This is a genomic window from Marinifilum fragile (assembly GCF_963677365.1).
GTDB lineage: Bacteria > Bacteroidota > Bacteroidia > Bacteroidales > Marinifilaceae > Marinifilum > Marinifilum fragile.
In genome coordinates this window covers 3,706,114-3,726,164 of sequence record NZ_OY781962.1, presented here as the reverse complement: position 1 = coordinate 3,726,164, position 20,051 = coordinate 3,706,114, and the positions used below count along the sequence as shown (strand labels likewise).

The 20,051-nt window shown below is 37.0% G+C and carries 13 protein-coding genes; 7 read left to right on the top strand and 6 right to left on the bottom strand.

Annotated features, from left to right (window positions below; translation table 11 throughout):
• Positions 1-26 precede the first annotated feature (26 nt).
• On the top strand, positions 27-2,561 hold the full coding sequence (locus ACKPCA_RS14835) for an ATP-binding protein (protein WP_321279818.1): 2,535 nt from the start codon (positions 27-29) through the stop codon (positions 2,559-2,561).
• A gap of 1 nt (position 2,562) precedes the next feature.
• Here the strand turns inward: ACKPCA_RS14835 and ACKPCA_RS14830 are convergent, their stop codons facing one another.
• On the bottom strand, positions 2,563-3,915 hold the full coding sequence (locus ACKPCA_RS14830; RefSeq protein ID WP_321279817.1) for a sigma-54-dependent transcriptional regulator: 1,353 nt from the start codon (positions 3,913-3,915) through the stop codon (positions 2,563-2,565).
• Positions 3,916-4,067: 152 nt separating this feature from the next.
• Positions 4,068-6,221 (bottom strand): ribonuclease R, encoded by a 2,154-nt coding sequence (gene rnr, locus ACKPCA_RS14825; protein WP_321279816.1) that lies wholly within the window; start codon positions 6,219-6,221, stop codon positions 4,068-4,070.
• Positions 6,222-6,765: 544 nt separating this feature from the next.
• On the opposite strand from rnr, the gene cysS reads away from it, so the two are divergent.
• On the top strand, positions 6,766-8,241 hold the full coding sequence (gene cysS / locus ACKPCA_RS14820; RefSeq protein ID WP_054721524.1) for a cysteine--tRNA ligase: 1,476 nt from the start codon (positions 6,766-6,768) through the stop codon (positions 8,239-8,241).
• Between the two features lie 73 nt (positions 8,242-8,314).
• On the top strand, positions 8,315-9,436 hold the full coding sequence (locus tag ACKPCA_RS14815) for a glutaminyl-peptide cyclotransferase (protein WP_321279815.1): 1,122 nt from the start codon (positions 8,315-8,317) through the stop codon (positions 9,434-9,436).
• A gap of 554 nt (positions 9,437-9,990) precedes the next feature.
• On the opposite strand, the gene ACKPCA_RS14810 is transcribed toward ACKPCA_RS14815, so the two are convergent.
• The 4 genes from ACKPCA_RS14810 to ACKPCA_RS14795 form a co-directional block, all read right to left on the bottom strand.
• Positions 9,991-10,503, bottom strand: a complete 513-nt coding sequence (locus ACKPCA_RS14810) for a hypothetical protein (RefSeq protein WP_321279814.1) — start codon at positions 10,501-10,503, stop codon at positions 9,991-9,993.
• A 582-nt stretch (positions 10,504-11,085) separates the two neighbouring features.
• Complete coding sequence (locus ACKPCA_RS14805; protein ID WP_321279813.1) at positions 11,086-11,955, bottom strand: DUF3108 domain-containing protein; 870 nt, start codon at positions 11,953-11,955, stop codon at positions 11,086-11,088.
• A gap of 32 nt (positions 11,956-11,987) precedes the next feature.
• Positions 11,988-12,299, bottom strand: a complete 312-nt coding sequence (locus ACKPCA_RS14800) for an MTH1187 family thiamine-binding protein (RefSeq protein WP_321279812.1) — start codon at positions 12,297-12,299, stop codon at positions 11,988-11,990.
• 165 nt (positions 12,300-12,464) lie between these two features.
• Positions 12,465-14,333, bottom strand: coding sequence for an Ig-like domain-containing domain (locus tag ACKPCA_RS14795; protein WP_321279811.1), 1,869 nt, complete (start codon positions 14,331-14,333; stop codon positions 12,465-12,467).
• 76 nt (positions 14,334-14,409) lie between these two features.
• On the opposite strand from ACKPCA_RS14795, the gene ACKPCA_RS14790 reads away from it, so the two are divergent.
• The 4 genes from ACKPCA_RS14790 (at position 14,410) to ACKPCA_RS14775 (ending at position 19,991) form a co-directional block, all read left to right on the top strand.
• Complete coding sequence (locus tag ACKPCA_RS14790) at positions 14,410-15,714, top strand: hypothetical protein (protein WP_321279810.1); 1,305 nt, start codon at positions 14,410-14,412, stop codon at positions 15,712-15,714.
• Between the two features lie 120 nt (positions 15,715-15,834).
• Complete coding sequence (locus tag ACKPCA_RS14785) at positions 15,835-16,200, top strand: hypothetical protein (protein WP_054721501.1); 366 nt, start codon at positions 15,835-15,837, stop codon at positions 16,198-16,200.
• 147 nt (positions 16,201-16,347) lie between these two features.
• On the top strand, positions 16,348-18,795 hold the full coding sequence (locus ACKPCA_RS14780; RefSeq protein WP_321279809.1) for a TonB-dependent receptor: 2,448 nt from the start codon (positions 16,348-16,350) through the stop codon (positions 18,793-18,795).
• 320 nt (positions 18,796-19,115) lie between these two features.
• Positions 19,116-19,991 carry a hypothetical protein gene (locus tag ACKPCA_RS14775; protein ID WP_321279808.1) on the top strand — a complete coding sequence of 292 codons (876 nt, stop codon included), beginning with the start codon at positions 19,116-19,118 and terminating at the stop codon, positions 19,989-19,991.
• Positions 19,992-20,051 lie beyond the last annotated feature (60 nt).

Below are 20,051 nucleotides of genomic sequence, written 5' to 3'. Positions count from 1 at the left end.
CTTAGAAAGCAATAATTCAAATGGCAATGAGTTCAGAGAAACGCAGTAACATTAAAATTAAAGTTGTGTTGGGATACATTTTTGTATTTCTGGCTATTGTTGCATCATTGCTTATTGCTAAGCAGGCTTATAATAAATTATTAAATTCTGTAGCGATTCTTTCTAAACCCGATATTGAAATCACAAGAATGAACCGTGTACTCACAAATTTATCGGAAGCAGAGAACAAAATCAGGGTGTATTCCTTAACGAGAGAGGAGAAGTTTTTAACTAATTTTTATGAGAACATTCTGGAAATTCGGAATGATTTAGACTCGTTGCGCAGTTATAGTCAGGATAGTAGTCGTGCTGTAATTCTAATAGATTCAATGGATTTTCTTTTAAAAGATCGAGCTGATAAATTAGCAAAATTTGTGAAGTGGAAACAGTCAAAAGAGCGTGTGAACCTTTCGCAAAAGGCAATGAAGCAATTGAGTGAGGCTACGGATTCTGCAAAAACAACCATTAAAACTACAACCACTACAACTACTATTCTAGATACAGTAAAAACTGCAAAGAAGGTAAAACCCAAGAACAATTTCTTTAATAGAGTATTTGGGAAAAAAGAAAAGATAGATACTTTAGAAACCGTGATACAACGCACCGAAGTACAGGTGGATACTAGCTATTTGCCTCAATCGGATAGTTTGTTGATGAGTCTGCAAAATCAGTTGGAAAGAGCTCAAGAAATTGAGAAACTGAATAGAGAGATTGTATATCGGAAGGAACTTGACCTGGTAGAAGAAAATACAATTATTTGGGAAAAAATTAAACTATTGCTCAGACAGTTAGAGGAAGAAAAGTTTATACAACTTAAATCTGAATCGGATAAAGCAAAGCAAGTTGCCAGTAATACCATATCGATGATATCCATTATCATTATTGTTGGGTTTGTGTTGGGAACTTTGTTCATCATTTTTATTCTTACAGATATTTCCAGAAGCAACTATTACCGAAAAGAGTTAATCATTGCGAAAGGTAATGCAGAGAAATTGGCAAAAATAAAAGAGGATTTCTTGGCTACAATGAGTCATGAAATTAGAACTCCTTTGAATGCTATTATTGGTTTTACCAATCAGTTGGATAAGACCAGCCTGGAGAAGAAACAAAAGAATTTTGTGAGTGTTTTGAAGAGTTCATCGAAGCATCTATTGGGTTTGGTTAATGAAATTTTGGATCTCTCGAAGATTGAAGCAGGCAAATTGCATGTTGAGAATATCAATTTTAATCCACAGGCATTGGTTTATGAAGTATATGACCTATTGAAAGTAAATGCCAGCACCAAGAATCTTAATTTTGAAATAGAATATACTGGTAAAAATGATATTCGATTGCTAAGTGACCCTTTCCGTATTAAGCAGATCCTATTAAACCTCGGATCAAATGCAATTAAATTTACAGATACAGGAAAAGTAACCATCAGAGCTTCTGTAATCCAAGAAGGAAACACACATGTGTTTGAAGTTGATGTTGAGGATACTGGAATTGGAATTGCTGAAGACAAACAGGAAAGTATTTTTGAAGATTTTAGTCAGGCTGATTCTTTTTCTGCAAGAAAATATGGTGGTACGGGCCTGGGTTTGGCTATAAGCAGGCGATTGGCTGTTTTATTGGGAGGTAATTTATTTGTTGAAAGTGAACTTGAGGAAGGATCAACCTTTACTTTAAGATTGCCATTAAAAGAGGCTACAAAACCTATTGAAGAGATTATTAATCAGCAGAAAGTATTGATTTCTGAAGAGCTAAAGAACAAACATTTCTTGATTGCTGATGATGATGATTACAGCTTGTTGTTGCTGCAAACCATTTTTAACACCTGGAATTTAAAAGCAGAATTTGTTGACAATGGCGAGAAAGCCTGGAATTTGATTCAAAAGAATCATTACGATATGATTCTGACTGATATTCATATGCCCAAAATGGGGGGAATAGAGCTCTGTCGTAAGGTGCGAGGATTGAATAGTAACTATAAGGACATTCCAATTGTGGCACTTACTGCAAATGTATTGGAGTCTGATTTAAAGCAATACATTTCATCAGGAATGACTGAATGTTTGGTAAAACCTTTTGATGAAGAGCTTTTGCGTTCAATGATAAGCGAACTCTTATTGGGAGAGTATGAAGCCCAGCCAAAGATTAATGAAATTGATATCTCTGCGATAGAAGATGAACCTTTGTTCGACCTTTCTCAAATTAAGCAGTTTACTTCAGATGATCCAGAATTAATTAAGCAGATTTTAAATCAATTTATAAATTCAGCAAAAGAAAACTTAAAAGCCCTTCGTGAAGCATCAGATAGGAAAAATTACCTGGAAATTGGATCCATTGCGCATAAAATGTTGAGCTCGTTTAATCAGTTAAAAGTAGTGAGCGTTGCACCTTTGCTTAAGGAATTGGAAGATTTATTGCATAAAAAATCCGAAGTTGTTGAATCTCCGGATTATATCAATGAACTGGTTGATGAGGTAGAGCAAAACTCTCAAATTGTAATTTCATCAATCGCAGATGAAATGGTGGTATGATTTACACCTCAATACCGTACTGTTTAATCTTATTATAAAGTGTTTTTCTGTCTATATTTAGTAGTCGAGCAGCTTTTGATTTGTTGAAATTTACCTTGCGCAAAGTTGAGATGATCAATTCTTTTTCGTTTGCTGCCTGAATCAATTTCAAGTTCGATCCTTCGATAACAACATCATTTTTGGGTTGATCGTTCAGAATTTCGCTAGGCAAGCTGATGATTTCAACCTGATCTCCCTGGCTTAATAACACCGAACGACGCACTACATTACGAAGTTCGCGAAGGTTACCTGGCCACGAATAGGTTCTGAATTTGTCCAAAACTTCATCAGAGAACTTTTCAATCTCCTTGTTAAGCTCACTATTCGATAAATCCAAAAAGTAGTTGGCAAACAATACAATGTCTTCATCGCGATTTCTTAGTGCAGGAACTGTAATTTTAAACTCGTTTAATCTGTGATACAAATCTTCTCTAAAATCGCCATTGTTTACCGATAAAGCCAAGTCTTCATTGGTGGCAACTACAATTCTTACATCTACATCAATGTCTTTGTTGCTACCAATTCTGCGAACTTTTCTTTCCTGTAAAGCTCGGAGTAATTTTACCTGTATTTCGTAGGAAAGATTTCCAATTTCGTCCAGGAAAAGCGTACCACCTTTGGCAGCTTCAAACTGCCCTTCCTTATCGGTAATTGCTCCTGTAAACGATCCTTTTACATGACCAAACAATTCACTTCCTGCCAAATCGGTTGATAGTGCACCACAATCAACAGCTACAAATGTTTTTCCTTTTCGGTTACTTTCAGCATGAATTCTTCTGGCTGCAATCTCTTTACCCGTTCCACTTTCGCCTTCTATAATTACCGACATATCGGTAGGAGCAACCAAGCGAATGTATTGGTCGATTTGAAGAGAACTTGAACTTTCGCCACGAACGAAATCAATCGCAGGTTTCTTCTTTTTTTCTTTCTTTTGGGGAGCTTCTTGCTTTTCCTGGGCTTTTTCCAGAGCTGAGTTGATCAGCAATAAAATCTCATCAGGATTTAAAGGCTTGGTAACATATTCGAAAGCCCCCATTTTTATAGCACTTACCGCAGTGCGAATATCTGCATACGAAGTCATAATAATTACAGGAACCGATGGATGCATGGCTTTGATTTTCTGTAAAAGTTCCAAACCGTCAAAATCAGGCAATCGAAAATCGCTTAAAACCAGATCAAAAGTTTCGTTTTCTAGTTTTTTAATGGCTTCGCCTGCCGAAAAAACGGTATCGGCATCAAATCCTTTACGTTTAAGCAATCCCTGAAGCATCAGGCATATGGTAGCATCATCGTCTATAATTAGTATTCTCTTCATGCGGAATTATAGTGTTTTGTTTATCAGATCTTAATCTGTCTGGCTTTTATGGTAGCATCTGGATTAAGCCCTACAACCAAAATTACACAAAAAGCTCGGATCAATGAAATCCCGAGCTTTCTTTTATGATTTATTAAGCTATTATTTGTCTCTTAAAATTCTGCCTTGTCTGCCAGTACAAAATCCAGTTGTTTTGCTACCAGATTGGCCTTGGCAACGCGTATGTTAATCTTATCTCCCAATTGGTATATTTTACGGTGATGACGACCAACAATGCAGTAGTTTTCTTCGTCGAATTCATAGAAATCATCCTCCAATTCTCGGATAGAAACCATTCCTTCACACTTGTTTTCGTCGATTTCCACATAGAATCCCCATTCGGTAACACCCGAAATCGTTCCTTCGAATTCTTGTCCCAAGTGATCTTGCATAAATTCAACCTGCTTGTATTTGATGGAAGCTCGTTCTGCATTGGCAGCCCTTTGTTCCATTTCACTACAATGCTGACAGAATTCCTCGTACTTGTCAGCATTTACCGATTTGCTGCCATTCTCATATTTCTCCAACAGGCGATGTACCATCATATCTGGATAACGACGAATTGGTGAGGTAAAATGCGAATAATGATCGAAATGCAAACCGTAGTGACCAATATTCACAGTAGAATATTCTGCTTTTGCCATTGATCGGATAGCCAAAGTCTCTACCAAATTCTGGATGCTTTCACCCTTTACGCTATGCAATAAATTGTTCATCGATGTTGAAATCGCTTTAGGATTGGCAGTTTTGATTCCATATCCAAATTTGCGAATGAATTGGTTGAATGAATTCAGCTTATCAGGATTTGGTTGGTCGTGAGTTCGGTATACAAAAGTTTTGGCTTTTTTACCTTTCGATACTCTTCCAACCGATTCGGCAACCTTCTTATTTGCCAGCAACATGAACTCTTCAATCAGCTTGTTCGAATCCTTTGATTCTTTAAAGAATACACGTGTTGGTTTTCCTTTTTCATCAATATCGAATTTCACTTCGTATCGATCAAAATCGATAGCTCCTTTTTTGAAACGTTGCTCACGAAGAATTTTTGCCAATCGATCCAAGCAAAGAACTTCTTCCTTAAAATCACCTTCGCCTGTTTCAATAACTTGCTGTGCCTCTTCGTAAGTAAATCTTCTGTCCGAATTGATAATGGTTTTACCAATCCAGGTATCCAAAACCTCAGCATTGTTGTTCATCTCAAAAACAGCCGAGAAGGTCAATTTCTCTTCATTTGGTCGGAGAGAACAAAGACCATTGGAAAGTCTTTCAGGCAACATGGGTACTACTCTGTCAACCAGATAAACCGAAGTTGCTCTTTCGAATGCTTCCTGCTCAATAATGCTCCCTTTCCTCACATAGTGGGTAACATCAGCAATGTGAACGCCCACTTCCCAATTGCCATTCTCCAATTTTCTCAATGATAATGCATCGTCAAAGTCCTTGGCATCATGCGGATCTATGGTGAAAGTGATCACCTCTCTGAAATCTCTTCGCAAAGCAATTTCTTCTTCAGTAATCTTATCGGAGATTAGTTCAGCGGCTTCGTTTACTTTCTCAGGAAACTGGTAAGGCAGATCATACTCCGCCAAAATTGCATGCATCTCCGTGTCGTTTTCACCTGGTTTTCCAAGAACACTCACCACCTGTCCAACCGGATTTTTTGATTTCTTCGGCCATTCGGTAATTTGCACAATCGCCTTTTCACCATCTTTTGCACCATTTAGTTTGGTAAGTGGTAAAAAGATATCGTAAGGCATTTGTCTGCTATCGGAAATCAGGAAAGCATAGTTTTTCGAAATTTCGATGATTCCCACAAAGGTGGTCTTCTTTCTCTTTATGATTTCCACCACTTCGCCTTCGGGTTGCTTGCTTTTTCTTCTGGCGAATAGATACACTTTTACCACATCGCCATGAAGTGCACGATTCAAGTTGGACTGCGATACAAATACGTCTTCTTCCAAATCATCAGAAACAATAAATGCCGCACCTCTTGCAGTCATATCAACAGTTCCGGTGATGTGACCAATTTTTGATTTAAGTTTGAACTTGCCAGTTGAAACTTCATGAAGGAAATCCAAATCGGTAAGGTCATACAGAATGCCTACCACCAATTGTTTCACTCCAATTTCTTTAATTTCCAGTTGTCTGGAAACTTGTTTGTAGTTAAATGTTTTCTCAGGATTATTGCTGAAAATCCCTACAATTAGATTTTCTAAGCTTTTACGATTATATCTTTGACCTGATTGTTTTCTTTTTTTTCTAGTCATATTCTTTAAATCTTAGCCATAAGATTTTGTGAGTTTTTACCCAATCATTAATGTAGTGATAATAATCTTAAAATGGGTATAGAACTCATTATACTTCTATAAACTAATTTTTAATTCGTATAATGCCGATAGATAGTTAAAACTCGATTATAAATAAAGAGTAATAAGTGAGTGATTTAACTACTAATCGGTATTACTTCTCTTTTACTTTTTTATTCCCTGCATTTAAATACAAATGCAGAATTGTACTAAAAATTAAATTAGTAGTACGTTTTGTTGAGTTCTGATAAAATTCCGTAGAGAGGTAAATCCGGAATTATCAATCTTGCTGAATTCATTGCCAAACAAGATATTCAAGCGCGGAATTGCTATCACAAAGATAGAAGTACAAATCAATTTCAGCAAAAACTTAGGTAAAATAATTATTAAACTATGCTTAAGCTATCTATCAGGATTCTAAAGATATTGACAAGAATAGGTCATAAGAGCCATAATTTTTTATAATTTTACAGCCCCAAACAAAAATTCGAATTATATTACGGATATGGAAAACAAGTTGTTCATTTATAATACACTAAATCGAAAGAAAGAATTGTTCGAACCACTTAACGCACCATTTGTTGGTTTGTATGTTTGTGGTCCTACAGTTTATGGCGATGCGCATTTAGGTCACGCTCGTCCTGCAATTACTTTCGATTTACTTTTTAGATATCTTACTCATTTAGAGTATAAAGTTCGCTACGTTCGTAACATTACCGATGTTGGTCACCTGGTGAACGATGCCGATGAGGGAGAAGATAAAATTGCTAAGAAAGCTCGTTTGGATCAGCTTGAACCAATGGAAGTTGTTCAATTTTTTACAGATCGTTACCACAAGGATATGGACGATTTGAATGTACGCAAGCCAAGTATCGAACCACGTGCATCGGGTCATATCATTGAGCAAATGGCAGTGATTGACAAATTATTGGAAAATGGTTTTGCTTACGAAAGCGAAGGATCGATTTATTTTGATGTGGAAGCTTACAGCAAAAAACATGAGTACGGTAAATTGTCGGGTCGTAAGATTGATGAATTGATAGCAAACACTCGTGAGCTGGAAGGACAGAGCGAAAAGAAAAACTCTTTTGATTTTGCTCTTTGGAAGAAAGCAGCACCAGAGCACATCATGCGTTGGCCATCGAAATGGAGTGATGGTTTCCCGGGATGGCACCTGGAGTGTTCGGCAATGAGCCAAAAATATTTGGGAGCCGAGTTTGACATTCACGGAGGTGGATTGGATCTTCAATTCCCACACCACGAATGTGAGATTGCACAATCAACCGGAGCATATGGCAAAGAAGCTGTGAAGTATTGGATGCACAACAACATGATTACCATTAATGGTCAGAAAATGGGTAAATCATTGGGCAACTTTATTACACTTTCGCAGATGTTCTCGGGAGAAAACGATGTGTTGGATCAGGCTTACAGCCCAATGACTGTTCGTTTCTTCATGCTGCAAGCACATTACCGCAGTCCGCTTGATTTCTCGAACGATGCGTTAAAAGCAGCAGAGAAAGGATTCAACCGATTGATGGCAGCGATTGCAACTTTGGATAAAATTCAGGCTTCAGCATCATCGAGCATTAAGGTTGCTGATTTGAAAGCCAAATGTTACCAGGCATTGAATGATGATTTGAACACACCAATATTAATCGCTCACCTGTTTGATGGAGTGAAAATGATTAATTCTTTGGCAGCGGGAAGCGAAAGCATCACTGCTGAAGATTTGGAAAGTCTGAAAACACTATACAACACCTTGGTATTTGATGTTTTAGGTTTGCAGGTAGAAGGATCGGATGAAGGTGGCAACAATGAATTGCTTGATAAAGTAATTGCCTTTTTGCTTGAAACCAGAAACGAAGCCAAAAAGAACAAAGATTGGGCTACTGCCGATAAGATAAGAGATGAATTGACCAATTTAGGCATCGTGGTGAAAGACACCAAAGATGGTTTTGAATGGGAAATCACAAAATAATCATTGAAACTGTCCTGAGTAATCGGGACAGTTTTTTTATTTTTATCAAACCAAACATTAAACCAAGACCACAATGAAATTTCAAATTCTCTTATCTTCTCTATTTTTTATTCTATCGGGATGTGGTAGCAATGGAGCTACAAAACCTGAAACTGAGAAAAAGGATCTTGCTCCTGCTGTAAAAACCGTGGAGTTTGTAAATAGCATGAGATTAAAAGCACCAAAAAGAGGAGATGTATTTGCTTATGGCGAAGAGATTGAAATTTTGGTTCAGCCAAAGAAAAAAGCAGGTGATATTGATTCCTTGCAATTGTGGGCCGATGGCGAATTGGTGCAAACCATTAGCTCAAAACCTTGGAATTTAAAGTGGAAGCCAGTAAAGGATAAAATGGGCAAGCACAACCTTAAGTTGATGGCTTATCATGAAAATGGAACGGTTGGTTTGGTGACCACTTACATCAATTTAAAGTCGAATCAGCCTCCTGCTGAATACGATTACAAGATTGTAAATTCATTCCCTCACGACAGACGAGCTTACACACAAGGATTGTTTTTTCATGATGGATTTTTGTACGAAGGAACAGGCCAGCATGGCGAATCGTCGTTAAGAAAAGTGCGCCTGGAAAATGGGGAAGCCATTTCCATTAAAAATTTGGAACAGGAATATTTCGGTGAAGGAATTACTTATAGCAAAAACAGAATTATTCAGTTGACCTGGCATTCGAGAAAGGTATTTGTAATGGATCCTGAAACTTTCGAACAAATTGATTTCTTCGAACCCCAAACCACCAACAACGAAGGATGGGGAATTACCGCCATGAATAATGAACTGGTAGTTTCTGATGGCTCGAACGTACTTACCATACTTGATGATACCAACTACGGAAAAAAGAGAAGCATTGAGGTTTATGACAATTTAGGAGAGGTTAAAAATCTGAATGAATTGGAATACATCAACGGAAAGATTTATGCCAATGTTTGGTTGACCGACAGAATTGTAATCATCAATCCTAAAACGGGTAGAGTTGAAGGTAGCATTCACTTGGGATCTATTCTGAAACAATCGGATAGAATCCATCTGGACAAAAACGACGATGTACTTAACGGCATTGCCTGGGATGAGGCTACACAAAGAATGTTTGTTACCGGCAAACGCTGGCCGAAGCTGTTCGAGATTAAGATTGAGAAGAAGTAGGTGATTTGTAGAAAATAAAAATGCTGAAAAGGTTGATTTTATTAGCCCCGAGGCATGTTTACCCCTCCCATTAGCAACTATTGGTATTCAATAGGCAAAATTTCTTATCCAATTGGTAAGAAGTGGTAGCCCATTGGCAATTTTTCGATCTCAATAGGGAGGAATTGGTAGTCAATTGGCAAAAAGTACCCTCCCCCGAGCAGTTTTATTGTTCCAATCGTTTATTTCTTACAAATAATTGCCTGATTAAGCCTCCAATTGGTTGAAAATCTAACTCACTCGCTTGTGCAAGTTTGTAGCTTGTACTTTTTGGTAAGAATATTCCTAATTAATTTTATTGCTTTACAAATACTACTGTTTGCATTGGCAAAGCACGAGCTCTAAGCTCGCGCTAGCAGGGGTATGACAGAACCTCTTATTGCCATTTGTTTAAGCATTTACAAGATGAAAAATCCAAAATAATGCCGTAAATTGGACAGTGTTATGGTTTATGAATTACATAGCACCCGCTGTTAGGCTTAGTTATTATTCTTTTTCTTTTTATTTTGTCAAAATCAGTTGTATAAAGTCCGTAAATCGTGTCCTAATTTGGTCATAGTTATGGTGAAATCATCAGCACTTTTTTGAATTTGGATTTCTGCTTCTTCCTTTGTTTGAGTAAGTATATAGCTAGTCATCAGCTCCTTCATTGAATTAAGGTCTTTTCTTAGGTCATCATTACTGACTCTTTCAGTTAAAATAGATAAGTCTCTAAATGAAACTCGAATTTCTTCATCTAATTCCTCGCTCAACAATTGACTACGCCATTTATTGGCTGCTTTAAAATTATTTAAGTCTTCAAGGTGTGCTCTACCAAGTAATCGCATACTATTAGATAAAGTGTTTTGAAGTTTTAAAAGATTTTCACGTTGAAATTCCCTAAATCGTTCATCTCTTTTATATTTTTCAGCTTTGAACTGTAGTTTTGATGCATTTCGACCATTTATTGAAGTTGTAAGAATACTTGCAGATGCACCTACAACTGCTCCCACAATGGTGCCAATGAATCCCCAAATTGCTGCGTCCATTTTTTTGTTTTTTAATTAAGCCTAACGTATGTGTAAAGTGCATTGCACTTTATATCTCTTATCTGTGGCTTTTTGCAAGTTGTTTAAAATCTTATGTTTGTGTGCTGAAATTGATAAAAAATCAATTCCTGTTTTTGCAAGAGTGTAAACTCTTCATCAATTTTTGCCAGCGATTATAAATTTAATTAGAAATCACCAAAGATATTGGTAGGTAAGCTAATTAATTATCAATAAAAATAAGAAAGTTAGCTTTCTAGCATTTTGGTTTACCCTCTTCGTGAAGTTGAGTAAGCTGCCAGCTTTTTTGTTAACTCCATTTGTAATGCCTGGTAGGAGTTTTTAATATGAGAACATTCACACTTATGCTATGAGGGTCTCAATACTTATGCTATGACAGCATCCACACTTAGGCTATGAGACTGTTCACACTTAGGTGTGAACAGTCTCATATTAGTTGATGTGTATTTACAACGAATAATAACTGTTTACTTATTTAAGGATGGGGCAACAAATGTTTGAGGTGCTTGCTCAATAGAAAATCTTATTAATTTCTATAAGACTCATTTAATATAGCAATTGCTATTACTCCTCAATATCTAATTTGCCGTTGCGCTTTTTGAAAAAGGAATTCTTGGAGTTTCTCAATCCCTCGTAGGAATCCAGAATTCCTTTTACACTTCCTACCAAAACCTTGGCTTCAACCTGTATGGGAATGCGGTTGTCGTCGTTGCTCAGCCAAACAGTCATGTCTTCTCCGCCTTTAAACATGGTTCCCTCCACCAATAGAGGCGAAAACTTTAGACATTCGAATTGTTCGCCCGATTTGGTTTTAATAATTTCCACCCCTTTGTAGCGAATGTATAGGGAATGAATTTCGTTATCAACCAACATGGATAATGGAATTTTATCGCCCTTCTTGTATTGGCTAAAATCCAGGTTGCGCACATAGTAGGCCACCGATAGAATGTCGAAGGTGCATGGTTTGTTGGCCAAAGTATCTAATTTCTCTGGCTTTTCACGTTTCTGAATTTTTGAAAGTATGGTACTGTCGGAGTAGTTGAACCAATATTCATGATGGGCATGGTACTTTGCCTCATGGGTTCGTCTATCGAAATACAATGGAGTTAGGCTCTCTATTTCGGTATAGGCCGTAAGGGTATCACGCAAGTGGAAAAACCAATCGAAGGCCTTTAGGTTTTTACCTGTACCGTAAAATTTGTAGGCATCTTTTTCCTTGTATTTGCTTTTTTCAACGCTAAGTTTTACTTCGCCGGCAGCTACCCAAATAAATCCCCAGTTGTAGTATCCACGATAGCTTAGTTTCTCGCCAGCATCGAATGCAAAATTCTTTTCGAGACATTGTCCCGAAGCATAATTGCTACAGAAAACAGGCAACAGAAATACAAATATGAGAACATATTGTAGTCTTGGCGGGAATATCAGTTTTATCAACAATACTTTATCCTTATTACTTTATACTTGTATTATCTGCTTACTTTTCCAATCTTATTTTCGATGGCTTCAACCTTAGTTTTTAGGCGATTGTTTTTGCCTTTTTGGCTGTCGATATTCATGCTGCAGTAAATGCGATTCGAATTTTCGGCCAAGATATCGTGTGATTTGTTTACCACCTCTAAAGCCTGAGCCATGGTATCGGTTTCCAGTAAGGTTCCCATAGCAGTAAGTTGGTAGTTATAGCCGCTTTCGCGGATCAGGTCGATTACCTTGCTAACCTCTGAACTAACACTGTCGCCCTTATCGGTTGGGAATATTGCAAATTCAACTAAAACTGACATTTTATATCGTTTATAAATGAAACAAGCATGATTAAAATAATTGTTAATCAAACTCGATAATGATTATTTTGATCTTGCGGCTTCCATCTGACCTAAAAATGAAAATTATAATCAGATGAAATTAATAATGGATACAATGCCGATCTATTCATTAAAGGATCGGTATCATTTTTTACGTTTGTTCTTCTTGGCTTTTTTGTCGATCGCCTCTTTCATCTCTTTGGCCTCATGATCAAGATCGTGCTTGTGGTCATGAGATTGGAATACCACCTCTTTGCTTGCAGGAATCATGATTCTGTCTTCAACCTCCCAGTTCGATCTTATTTTTAATTCCTTATAGAAATAGTATACCTGTTCGGGTTGTACTTTTTCCTTGTAGTTACCAGTATCCCAAACACCGTTGTTGTTACGATCTTCAATTACTTTAACCACGTAAGTTTTTGGTTCCAGGTAATTGAAAATTATGGTTTGATCGGACTCTATTTTCTTGGTTTGAATTAACTTCTCACTCTTTCCACTTTCAAGCAATTGCACCAAAGTAGGCATTTTCACACCCGATACATTCATAAACAACTTGCCGTAATGTTCTTGCTCCTGAGTTTTAATTTTCCCTTCGAATGAGTCGCTGTACAAACCGTAAATGTTTTGGAATGCCGTTGAGTCGATGTCAATTTTATAACTGGTTTCAGGCTCCCAATCTACAATGAAATTGTACTGTAAAAGATTTTTCGGATCTTTCTCGATTTTAAAATCGGCAGGAATTTCCAAAGTATCCTTTATTTGGTAAAAATGAATGCTGTCGTAATTGATCTTAGCCAAGGGTTCATCGAAATGTATTGCAATGTTTTTGTGCAAATCTTGCGACGAACTGGTTTTAAAGCTAAACTGGTATTGAGGCTTTTTAATTTTTACTTGCTTCTTTTTATTTTTCGGTTGTTTAGCTACTTTTTTGTCTTTAAAGTTCAGTTTTACGGTATCCTGAAATAGGCTAAGCTGGTTGGTAGAGTCGGTTTTCAGGTATTGTAATGCTGCCAATAAAGTATCTCGTTTGTAAATGGTCGAATCGGTAATCCAAAAAGCAAGCGTGTCTTTTCTTGGATTGATTTCCGCCAAAAACCAATTGGGATTCTCTTCAAATCCTACAAAATCAATTTTTAAACTATCGGTTCTTTTGGCATTGAATTCAAACTCAAGCTTCTCTCTTCTTGGTCGTTTATATCCTGTAAGGTATTGCAATGGATTTTCTTCGTCGAACATTCTGATGTGAATGTTGTTTGGTTCCAAAGCGGTAGCTTTGCTTAGCACCACAGAATCGCCACCAATCGAATCCAATTGCTCAAAGCGGTGAGCTGAAGGAACAATCAATTCATCGAAAAAGCCAATCATTTCGCCCGGACCATTGTACATATAGTCTCTGTTGCCATCAACAAGGGCAAAAAGTTTATAAGTTCCTTCGCGTAGGTTATTCAATTGAAAATATCCTGCCGAGTCGGTTAATGCAATGTAATCGGGAATGCTGGTTAAAGGCACTGAATCGTGAGTGTTCAGGTATGCCATTACCATTGATTTTTCAACCGGAAGTTCGTTAAAGGCATTGTCAATTTTTCCTTTAATACTTAAAGAATCGATTGTTTCGCCAGTTGAAAACACAAATTGGTAGTCACCCAAAGGATTTCCTTCGTTGTTGTCTACAATACCATCCCCAAAATCAAGGGTGTAAGTGGTGTTTTCTTTTAGTTCCTCTTCTAGTTTTACATATATCGATCTTCCTTTTAATTTTACGATCGGAGCTTTCTTAAACGGAGGCGAAACCACAAACTTTTCATTGATATTTTCAAGTTTGACAAATTCATCGAAGAAAATCTCTACTTTGCCACCTTTAAAATTAAGAGCGTAATTTTCAGGCTTGGTTTCCGTAACCTTTGGAGGGGTCTTATCTTCAGGTCCACCAGTTGGGTAACCCTGATTAGCACAAGAATATATAAATAACGAAACTGATAATCCCAGAAGGATGTTTAAAGCTATCTTTTTCAAATTGATTGGTTTTGATAATTGAAATTCGTAACAAAATTACAAAGTTTAAGTACAAAAATAAGTTAATAAAAGTAAAATGGTTGATTCATCTTCATTTTCGATAGAAAACAGGAAAAAATTTTTAGAGGAAGCTACTGGAAGCAAGTTTGATTTTGTATTTACAAACTGTGGTTTCAAAGAGGCTTTGTTCTGTTTAATTGCTTCGGGGCTGGGCTTTCGTTGTGCTTTGTTTTGTAAGTACGATTTTGAAAATAAGCTTCATACCGTTGTGGATACCAAAGATGCAGGCAAGAAATCCATTATCAGTTTGCGTGAGCGTTTCCCTCATTTGATTCTTCCGGATGAATACCTTCATGTTCAGAAAGAGAAGAAGCGTTTTGCCGGATTATTTTCCAATGCCATTAAAGAAAAGGATTTGTCGCGATATGAATCGGCCTTGCAATTAGGAGAAGGTGCTTCTGTTAGTCTGGAGAATGAGTTTAAAATAAATGCCAACCGATTGTTGATTTCGATTATTAAATCGGCAGTTGAGAATGGGGTGTGTATTCTAAATCATGTGGATTGCGAGCCAGGAAGCGAGGGGGAATTAATTGTGTCGGATCGTTTGAATCTGATAGAGGATTCCTATTCGATTCATTACAACAAGCTGGTGCAGTTTGCCGATTTGAATAGTGAGCAAAAAACCGAGCTACAGATTTATTTGAACAAGAAAGGCCTGTTTTTAAAACGAAGCTTAAAGTTCCGTGTCGAGGACAAATTGGTTCGATTGATCAGGTATCAGGATCATTTTTTATTGATCTGCGAAAGCGATAATATGAATCTTGATTTTGTGAAGAAGGTATTGGATGAATTGAGCTCGATGTTTGTGCACGAAATATCTTTTAGCGAAGATGATATTATATCTTCTCAAATTGTTTCGGTAGATAGTATGGACAATCTTAAAGAACAACTTTCGGTTTTAGAGAAGTATTGCAAGCAGCATTTGAATGTTTCAGGATCTGAATTTGTAGAGCGATTGCACAAGTTTTCCATTATCGATTCGCACTTCGAAGGTCGAAAGGAAATACAGGAGTTGATAGAATTTGCCGACTTTAAGTACGATGAAGCAAAACAAACTGGAATTGATCCCATTTCTTTTAAAAATGTTTTTTACCGATTTGGTTCCGAATCTGAACAATTAACCGAATTGGCTTACGAGTGGCGAGCAAAATATGGTCCCGGTGAAAAATTGTGGCAAAATGTGCTATTGTGGTATTTGTACAAGCATGAAATGATTTGTAGTATGGATGATTATTATGCTCGAATAAATTCTATAGATAAGACAAACCCATCGAATTTATCTATTGATGAAGAGGTTATGAATAAGTGTCTTTTTGTATAATCACCCAAAAAGTGTTGTGGAACATACTGTTTATATAATATACCAACTATTAGGTATTGTTTGCTGAACATAGGTGGTCTATTTTTGTTGCATCATTAACGTAATGCAATAGAATAGAACGTGAATTTGTTTGAAAAATACAAGAAGGCAATTGTCTGCATCCTTTTACCAGCCATGTTGATGCTGGCAGGCAATGCTGTATTCAACTGGCACGTTCATAAAAATGACCAGGGACAATTAATTGTTCATGCTCACCCTTTTCACAATTCTGGAAATACTCAGGGAGCAAGTGGTCATTCACATTCCGCTCAGGATTGTTTTTCGATTAATCAACTAACAAGTTTCTTATTTGTGCTGGCTGCAGTAATTATTGTAGCCCTGCAACTTGGTAAATTGGTTGACGTATCGAAAGTCTATCATTACCATGTAAAGAAAAATTTACTTGCTACCCTTTTACCCAATCGGGCTCCTCCTGTATTGGCATAGCAATTCATTTTTGTATTCAATGGCTTGAGTACAGAACCCTATTATTTATTGGTGTAATAATGATGATGTGGTGCTTTCACGGCTCTGTAGATCTTTTTACACACGTCAATTCTGACAAACATTTACATAAACTATAAATACTAAGAAATGAGAATTTTAACTCATCTACTTGTCGGCATTTGCATGCTGATTGGTTTCTCGTTTTCTGCTAATGCAGAAAAACTTACTGCTAGCATTAAAGGAAAAGTTATTGATGTAAATAGCAAAGAACCTATTCCTTACGCTACAGTAGCATTAGAAGGTTCTTCTGTTGGTGCCGTAACCAATTTCGAAGGAGAATTTGTAATTGAAGATGTTCCTATGGGACATTATCATGTGGTAGCAAGTTGTGTAGGATATCAAATCAAAACAAAAGAGTGTGACTTGAAAGCAGGCAAGGGAATATCTCTTGAATTTTCTATAGCAGAAGATTTTATTGGTCTGGAACAGGTTGTTGTAACTGCCGATAGAAACAATATACAGCGTAAGGATGCGCCAGTTGTGGTAAATTCTATTTCAACAAAATTGTTGGAGCAAACATCAGCAGCAACTTTGGCTGATGGTTTGGTGTTCTCACCAGGTTTGCGTGTTGAAAATGACTGCAACAACTGTGGTTTCTCACAGGTTAGAATGAATGGTTTGGAAGGGCCTTACACTCAAATCCTGATTAATAGCCGTCCAATTTTTAGTGGTTTGGCTGCAGTATACGGACTAGAACACATTCCATCTAATATGATACAACGTGTAGAAGTTGTGCGAGGTGGAGGATCAGCTCTTTTTGGAGGGAATGCCATTGCAGGTACCATTAATATCATCACAAAAGATCCTGTTAGCGATTCCTTTAAAGCAGGTTTTAAATATGGTGCAGTTGGAGTAGGTGCCGATGGAGCGGGAAGTGTAGCAAATGATTTTACTGCAGATTTTAATGCTTCGGTGGTTTCAGAGGACAACAAGAGTGGTATTTTCATCTTTGGTATGAACCGCCAGCGTGATGATTGGGATGCCAATGAAGATGGATATTCTGATTTGGTGAAGATCGAAAATTTAAGTGCTGGTTTAAGAGCTTATCACAGATTTAGTGATCTAGGCAAACTTACCCTTGAATACCATATTGTTGATGAGTTTCGTAGAGGAGGTGATCAACTGGATTTACCTGCACACCAGGCTTTGGTTGCTGAACAGGTAAAACACAGAATTAACTCAGGAGGAGTTGTTTGGGATCAGTTCTTCAATCAGGATCGCCACACCAAATTATCGGTTTATGCGTCTGCGCAGCATATCGATAGAGATAGTTATTATGGTGCTGCTACCTTGGAAGATGATAATGGAAATCCATTGGATGTGCCAATTCCAGATTTTAGTTCATATGGTACGACTGATGATTTGGCTGTTTCTTTAGGAGCACAGCTTCACACAAAAGTGGCTAATCTATTGCTTTCACCTGCTGATTTGACTTTTGGTGTTGAGAATGTATACAACCAATTGAAAGATGATAAGTTGGGCTATTACGATATCGAAACTTCGAAATTTGTTCCAACTACCAACATTGCTGATCAAAAATCGAATACCATTGGAGCATTTGCTCAAAGTAAATGGGATTTGGGATTTATGAATTTCCTTTTGGGAGTTAGAATGGATTCGTACAGCATTACCAACGACGAGAATGGAAGTGATGATTCGAATGTTGTAATTAGTCCTCGTGCGAATGTATTGTTCAAATTATCAGAGCCAACACAACTTCGTTTCAGCTATGCCAGAGGATTTAGAGCTCCCCAAATTTTTAACGAAGATTTGCATATTGAAGCTTCAGGCGCAAGAAGAATCATTCATGAGAATGATCCCAACCTAAAAGAGGAAACTTCGAACAGTTTTACAGCTTCTTTAGATTTTACCAAAACCTTTGGCAAAACACAGACCTACTTTTTGGTAGAAGGTTTCTATACAGATTTAAAAGACCCTTTTGTGAATGAGTTTAGCGATCCTGATGCAGATGGAAACGTGGTATCCTTAAGGAAAAATGCTGAAGGAGCTGTGGTAAAAGGAGCGAATATTGAATTTAAATTGGCTCCGTCATACAAGTTAGATTTTCAGATGGGAATGACACTTCAGTCAAGCAAATACGATGAGGTAATCGACCATGGTGACGATGATGATGCATCAAATAGTTCTAGTAAAAATATTTTGAGAACTCCAGAGCGTTACGGATATTTTGCCATGAACTGGAAACCAATTCACGAGTTTACAGCAACATTTAGTGGTTCGTATACAGGTGCCATGGATGTTCTTCACCTTGCTGGAGGTTTAGATCCAAACGAAAAGGAAATTTCAACTGAGAGCATTGTAAAGTCTGATGATTTTATGGATATGGGAATTAATTTTGCTTACCATTTCGATTTAGGTAGAGAAGTAAAACTACAGTTCGATTTTGGTGTGAAGAACATTTTCAATTCTTTCCAGGATGATTTTGATAGAGGTCCAAGCCGCGATGCAGGATACATTTACGGGCCATTAAATCCAAGAACCATTTACTTGGGTGTGAAAATTGGCAACTTTTAGTAGAAAATTTCTACATGCAATTATAGTAAAAACTGTGGGTTAGTTTTAACGGGACTGTTTCATTTTATGACAGTTCCGTTTTTTTGTGCTTCAATTTTTAGCTTGGTACAATAATTGACTGAAGTTTTATTGTGTATTCATTTTAAATCAGAAATTATGGTATGATAATACCGATACTGAATTAAGCATTGTAAGAAGCAAAATGATTTTAGCAATCTTTTTGATATACAATTGGTATAACATGATGGATACAGGGATTTTTTAAAAAAGATAAGTAAATTTGCACGAAACATTAAAAAGACTGAATTACCACGGGAGATATGGAAAACGAGAAGAAAGATAAGATTTACAAAGGCGTACTAATAGGATTGGGAATAGTATTGGTTGTTGTTGCAGTAATGTACTACTCGGAACATCGCGAAAACAAAAGATACATTGGTGAAATTACCTTAGAGAAATTAAGCTTACAGAACGAACTTGAATTGCTTTCGGCGGACTATGATTCATTGCAAACAAGCAACGATACTTTAAATGTTCAGTTAAAAATGGAGCAAGAGAAAATCTCGGAGCTTCTGGAAAGAATGAAAGTATTTCGAAACAATTCGTATGCGGAAATTAACAAATACAAGCGTGAGTTAGGAACATTAAAAGAAGTTCTTAGAGATTATATTGTTCAAATTGACTCATTGAACACTCGAAACCAATTATTGACTGCCGAAAATCAGAGAGTGAAAAAGCAAATTGATTGGGTAAAAGAGAGAAATCAAAAGCTTGAGGAATCAACCGAGAATATGAAAGAAGTAATTAGTAAGGCTGCTGCTCTTGATGTTGCCGGACTTACTTGTTATCCTATCAATAAAAAGGGAAAAACAGTTAAAAAAATCTCTAAAACAGTAAAATTGAAAACCAGTTTTACTTTGCGTAAGAATATTACGGCATCAACAGGTACTAAGGAGATTTTTGTTCGATTAACTCGTCCGGATGAGGTGGTTCTTGGAAACCCACAGAATCTGTTATTCGACTTTGAAAATACCAAATTGGTTTACTCTGCCAAGCGTGAAATCGATTATGAAGGAGATGAGCTGGAAGTAGCAGTTTTCTGGGACAACGATGGCAGCCTAATTGAAGGTGAATACAAAATTGATGTATTTGCAGAAGGAAATCACATCGGAAATGCGAAGTTTATATTGAAGTAGACTTTTCTACGATACCAGATAAAAAATAAGCTTGACAAATTTGTCAAGCTTATTTTTTGC

Excerpts from the sequence above, each read along its gene's own strand:
- ACKPCA_RS14835 (WP_321279818.1), top strand. The coding sequence starts at position 27 with ATGAGTTCAGAGAAACGCAGTAACATTAAAATTAAAGTTGTGTTGGGA.
- ACKPCA_RS14830 (WP_321279817.1), bottom strand. The coding sequence starts at position 3,915 with ATGAAGAGAATACTAATTATAGACGATGATGCTACCATATGCCTGATG.
- rnr (WP_321279816.1), bottom strand. The coding sequence starts at position 6,221 with ATGACTAGAAAAAAAAGAAAACAATCAGGTCAAAGATATAATCGTAAA.
- cysS (WP_054721524.1), top strand. The coding sequence starts at position 6,766 with ATGGAAAACAAGTTGTTCATTTATAATACACTAAATCGAAAGAAAGAA.
- ACKPCA_RS14815 (WP_321279815.1), top strand. The coding sequence starts at position 8,315 with ATGAAATTTCAAATTCTCTTATCTTCTCTATTTTTTATTCTATCGGGA.
- ACKPCA_RS14810 (WP_321279814.1), bottom strand. The coding sequence starts at position 10,503 with ATGGACGCAGCAATTTGGGGATTCATTGGCACCATTGTGGGAGCAGTT.
- ACKPCA_RS14800 (WP_321279812.1), bottom strand. The coding sequence starts at position 12,299 with ATGTCAGTTTTAGTTGAATTTGCAATATTCCCAACCGATAAGGGCGAC.
- ACKPCA_RS14790 (WP_321279810.1), top strand. The coding sequence starts at position 14,410 with ATGGTTGATTCATCTTCATTTTCGATAGAAAACAGGAAAAAATTTTTA.
- ACKPCA_RS14780 (WP_321279809.1), top strand. The coding sequence starts at position 16,348 with ATGAGAATTTTAACTCATCTACTTGTCGGCATTTGCATGCTGATTGGT.
- ACKPCA_RS14775 (WP_321279808.1), top strand. The coding sequence starts at position 19,116 with ATGGAAAACGAGAAGAAAGATAAGATTTACAAAGGCGTACTAATAGGA.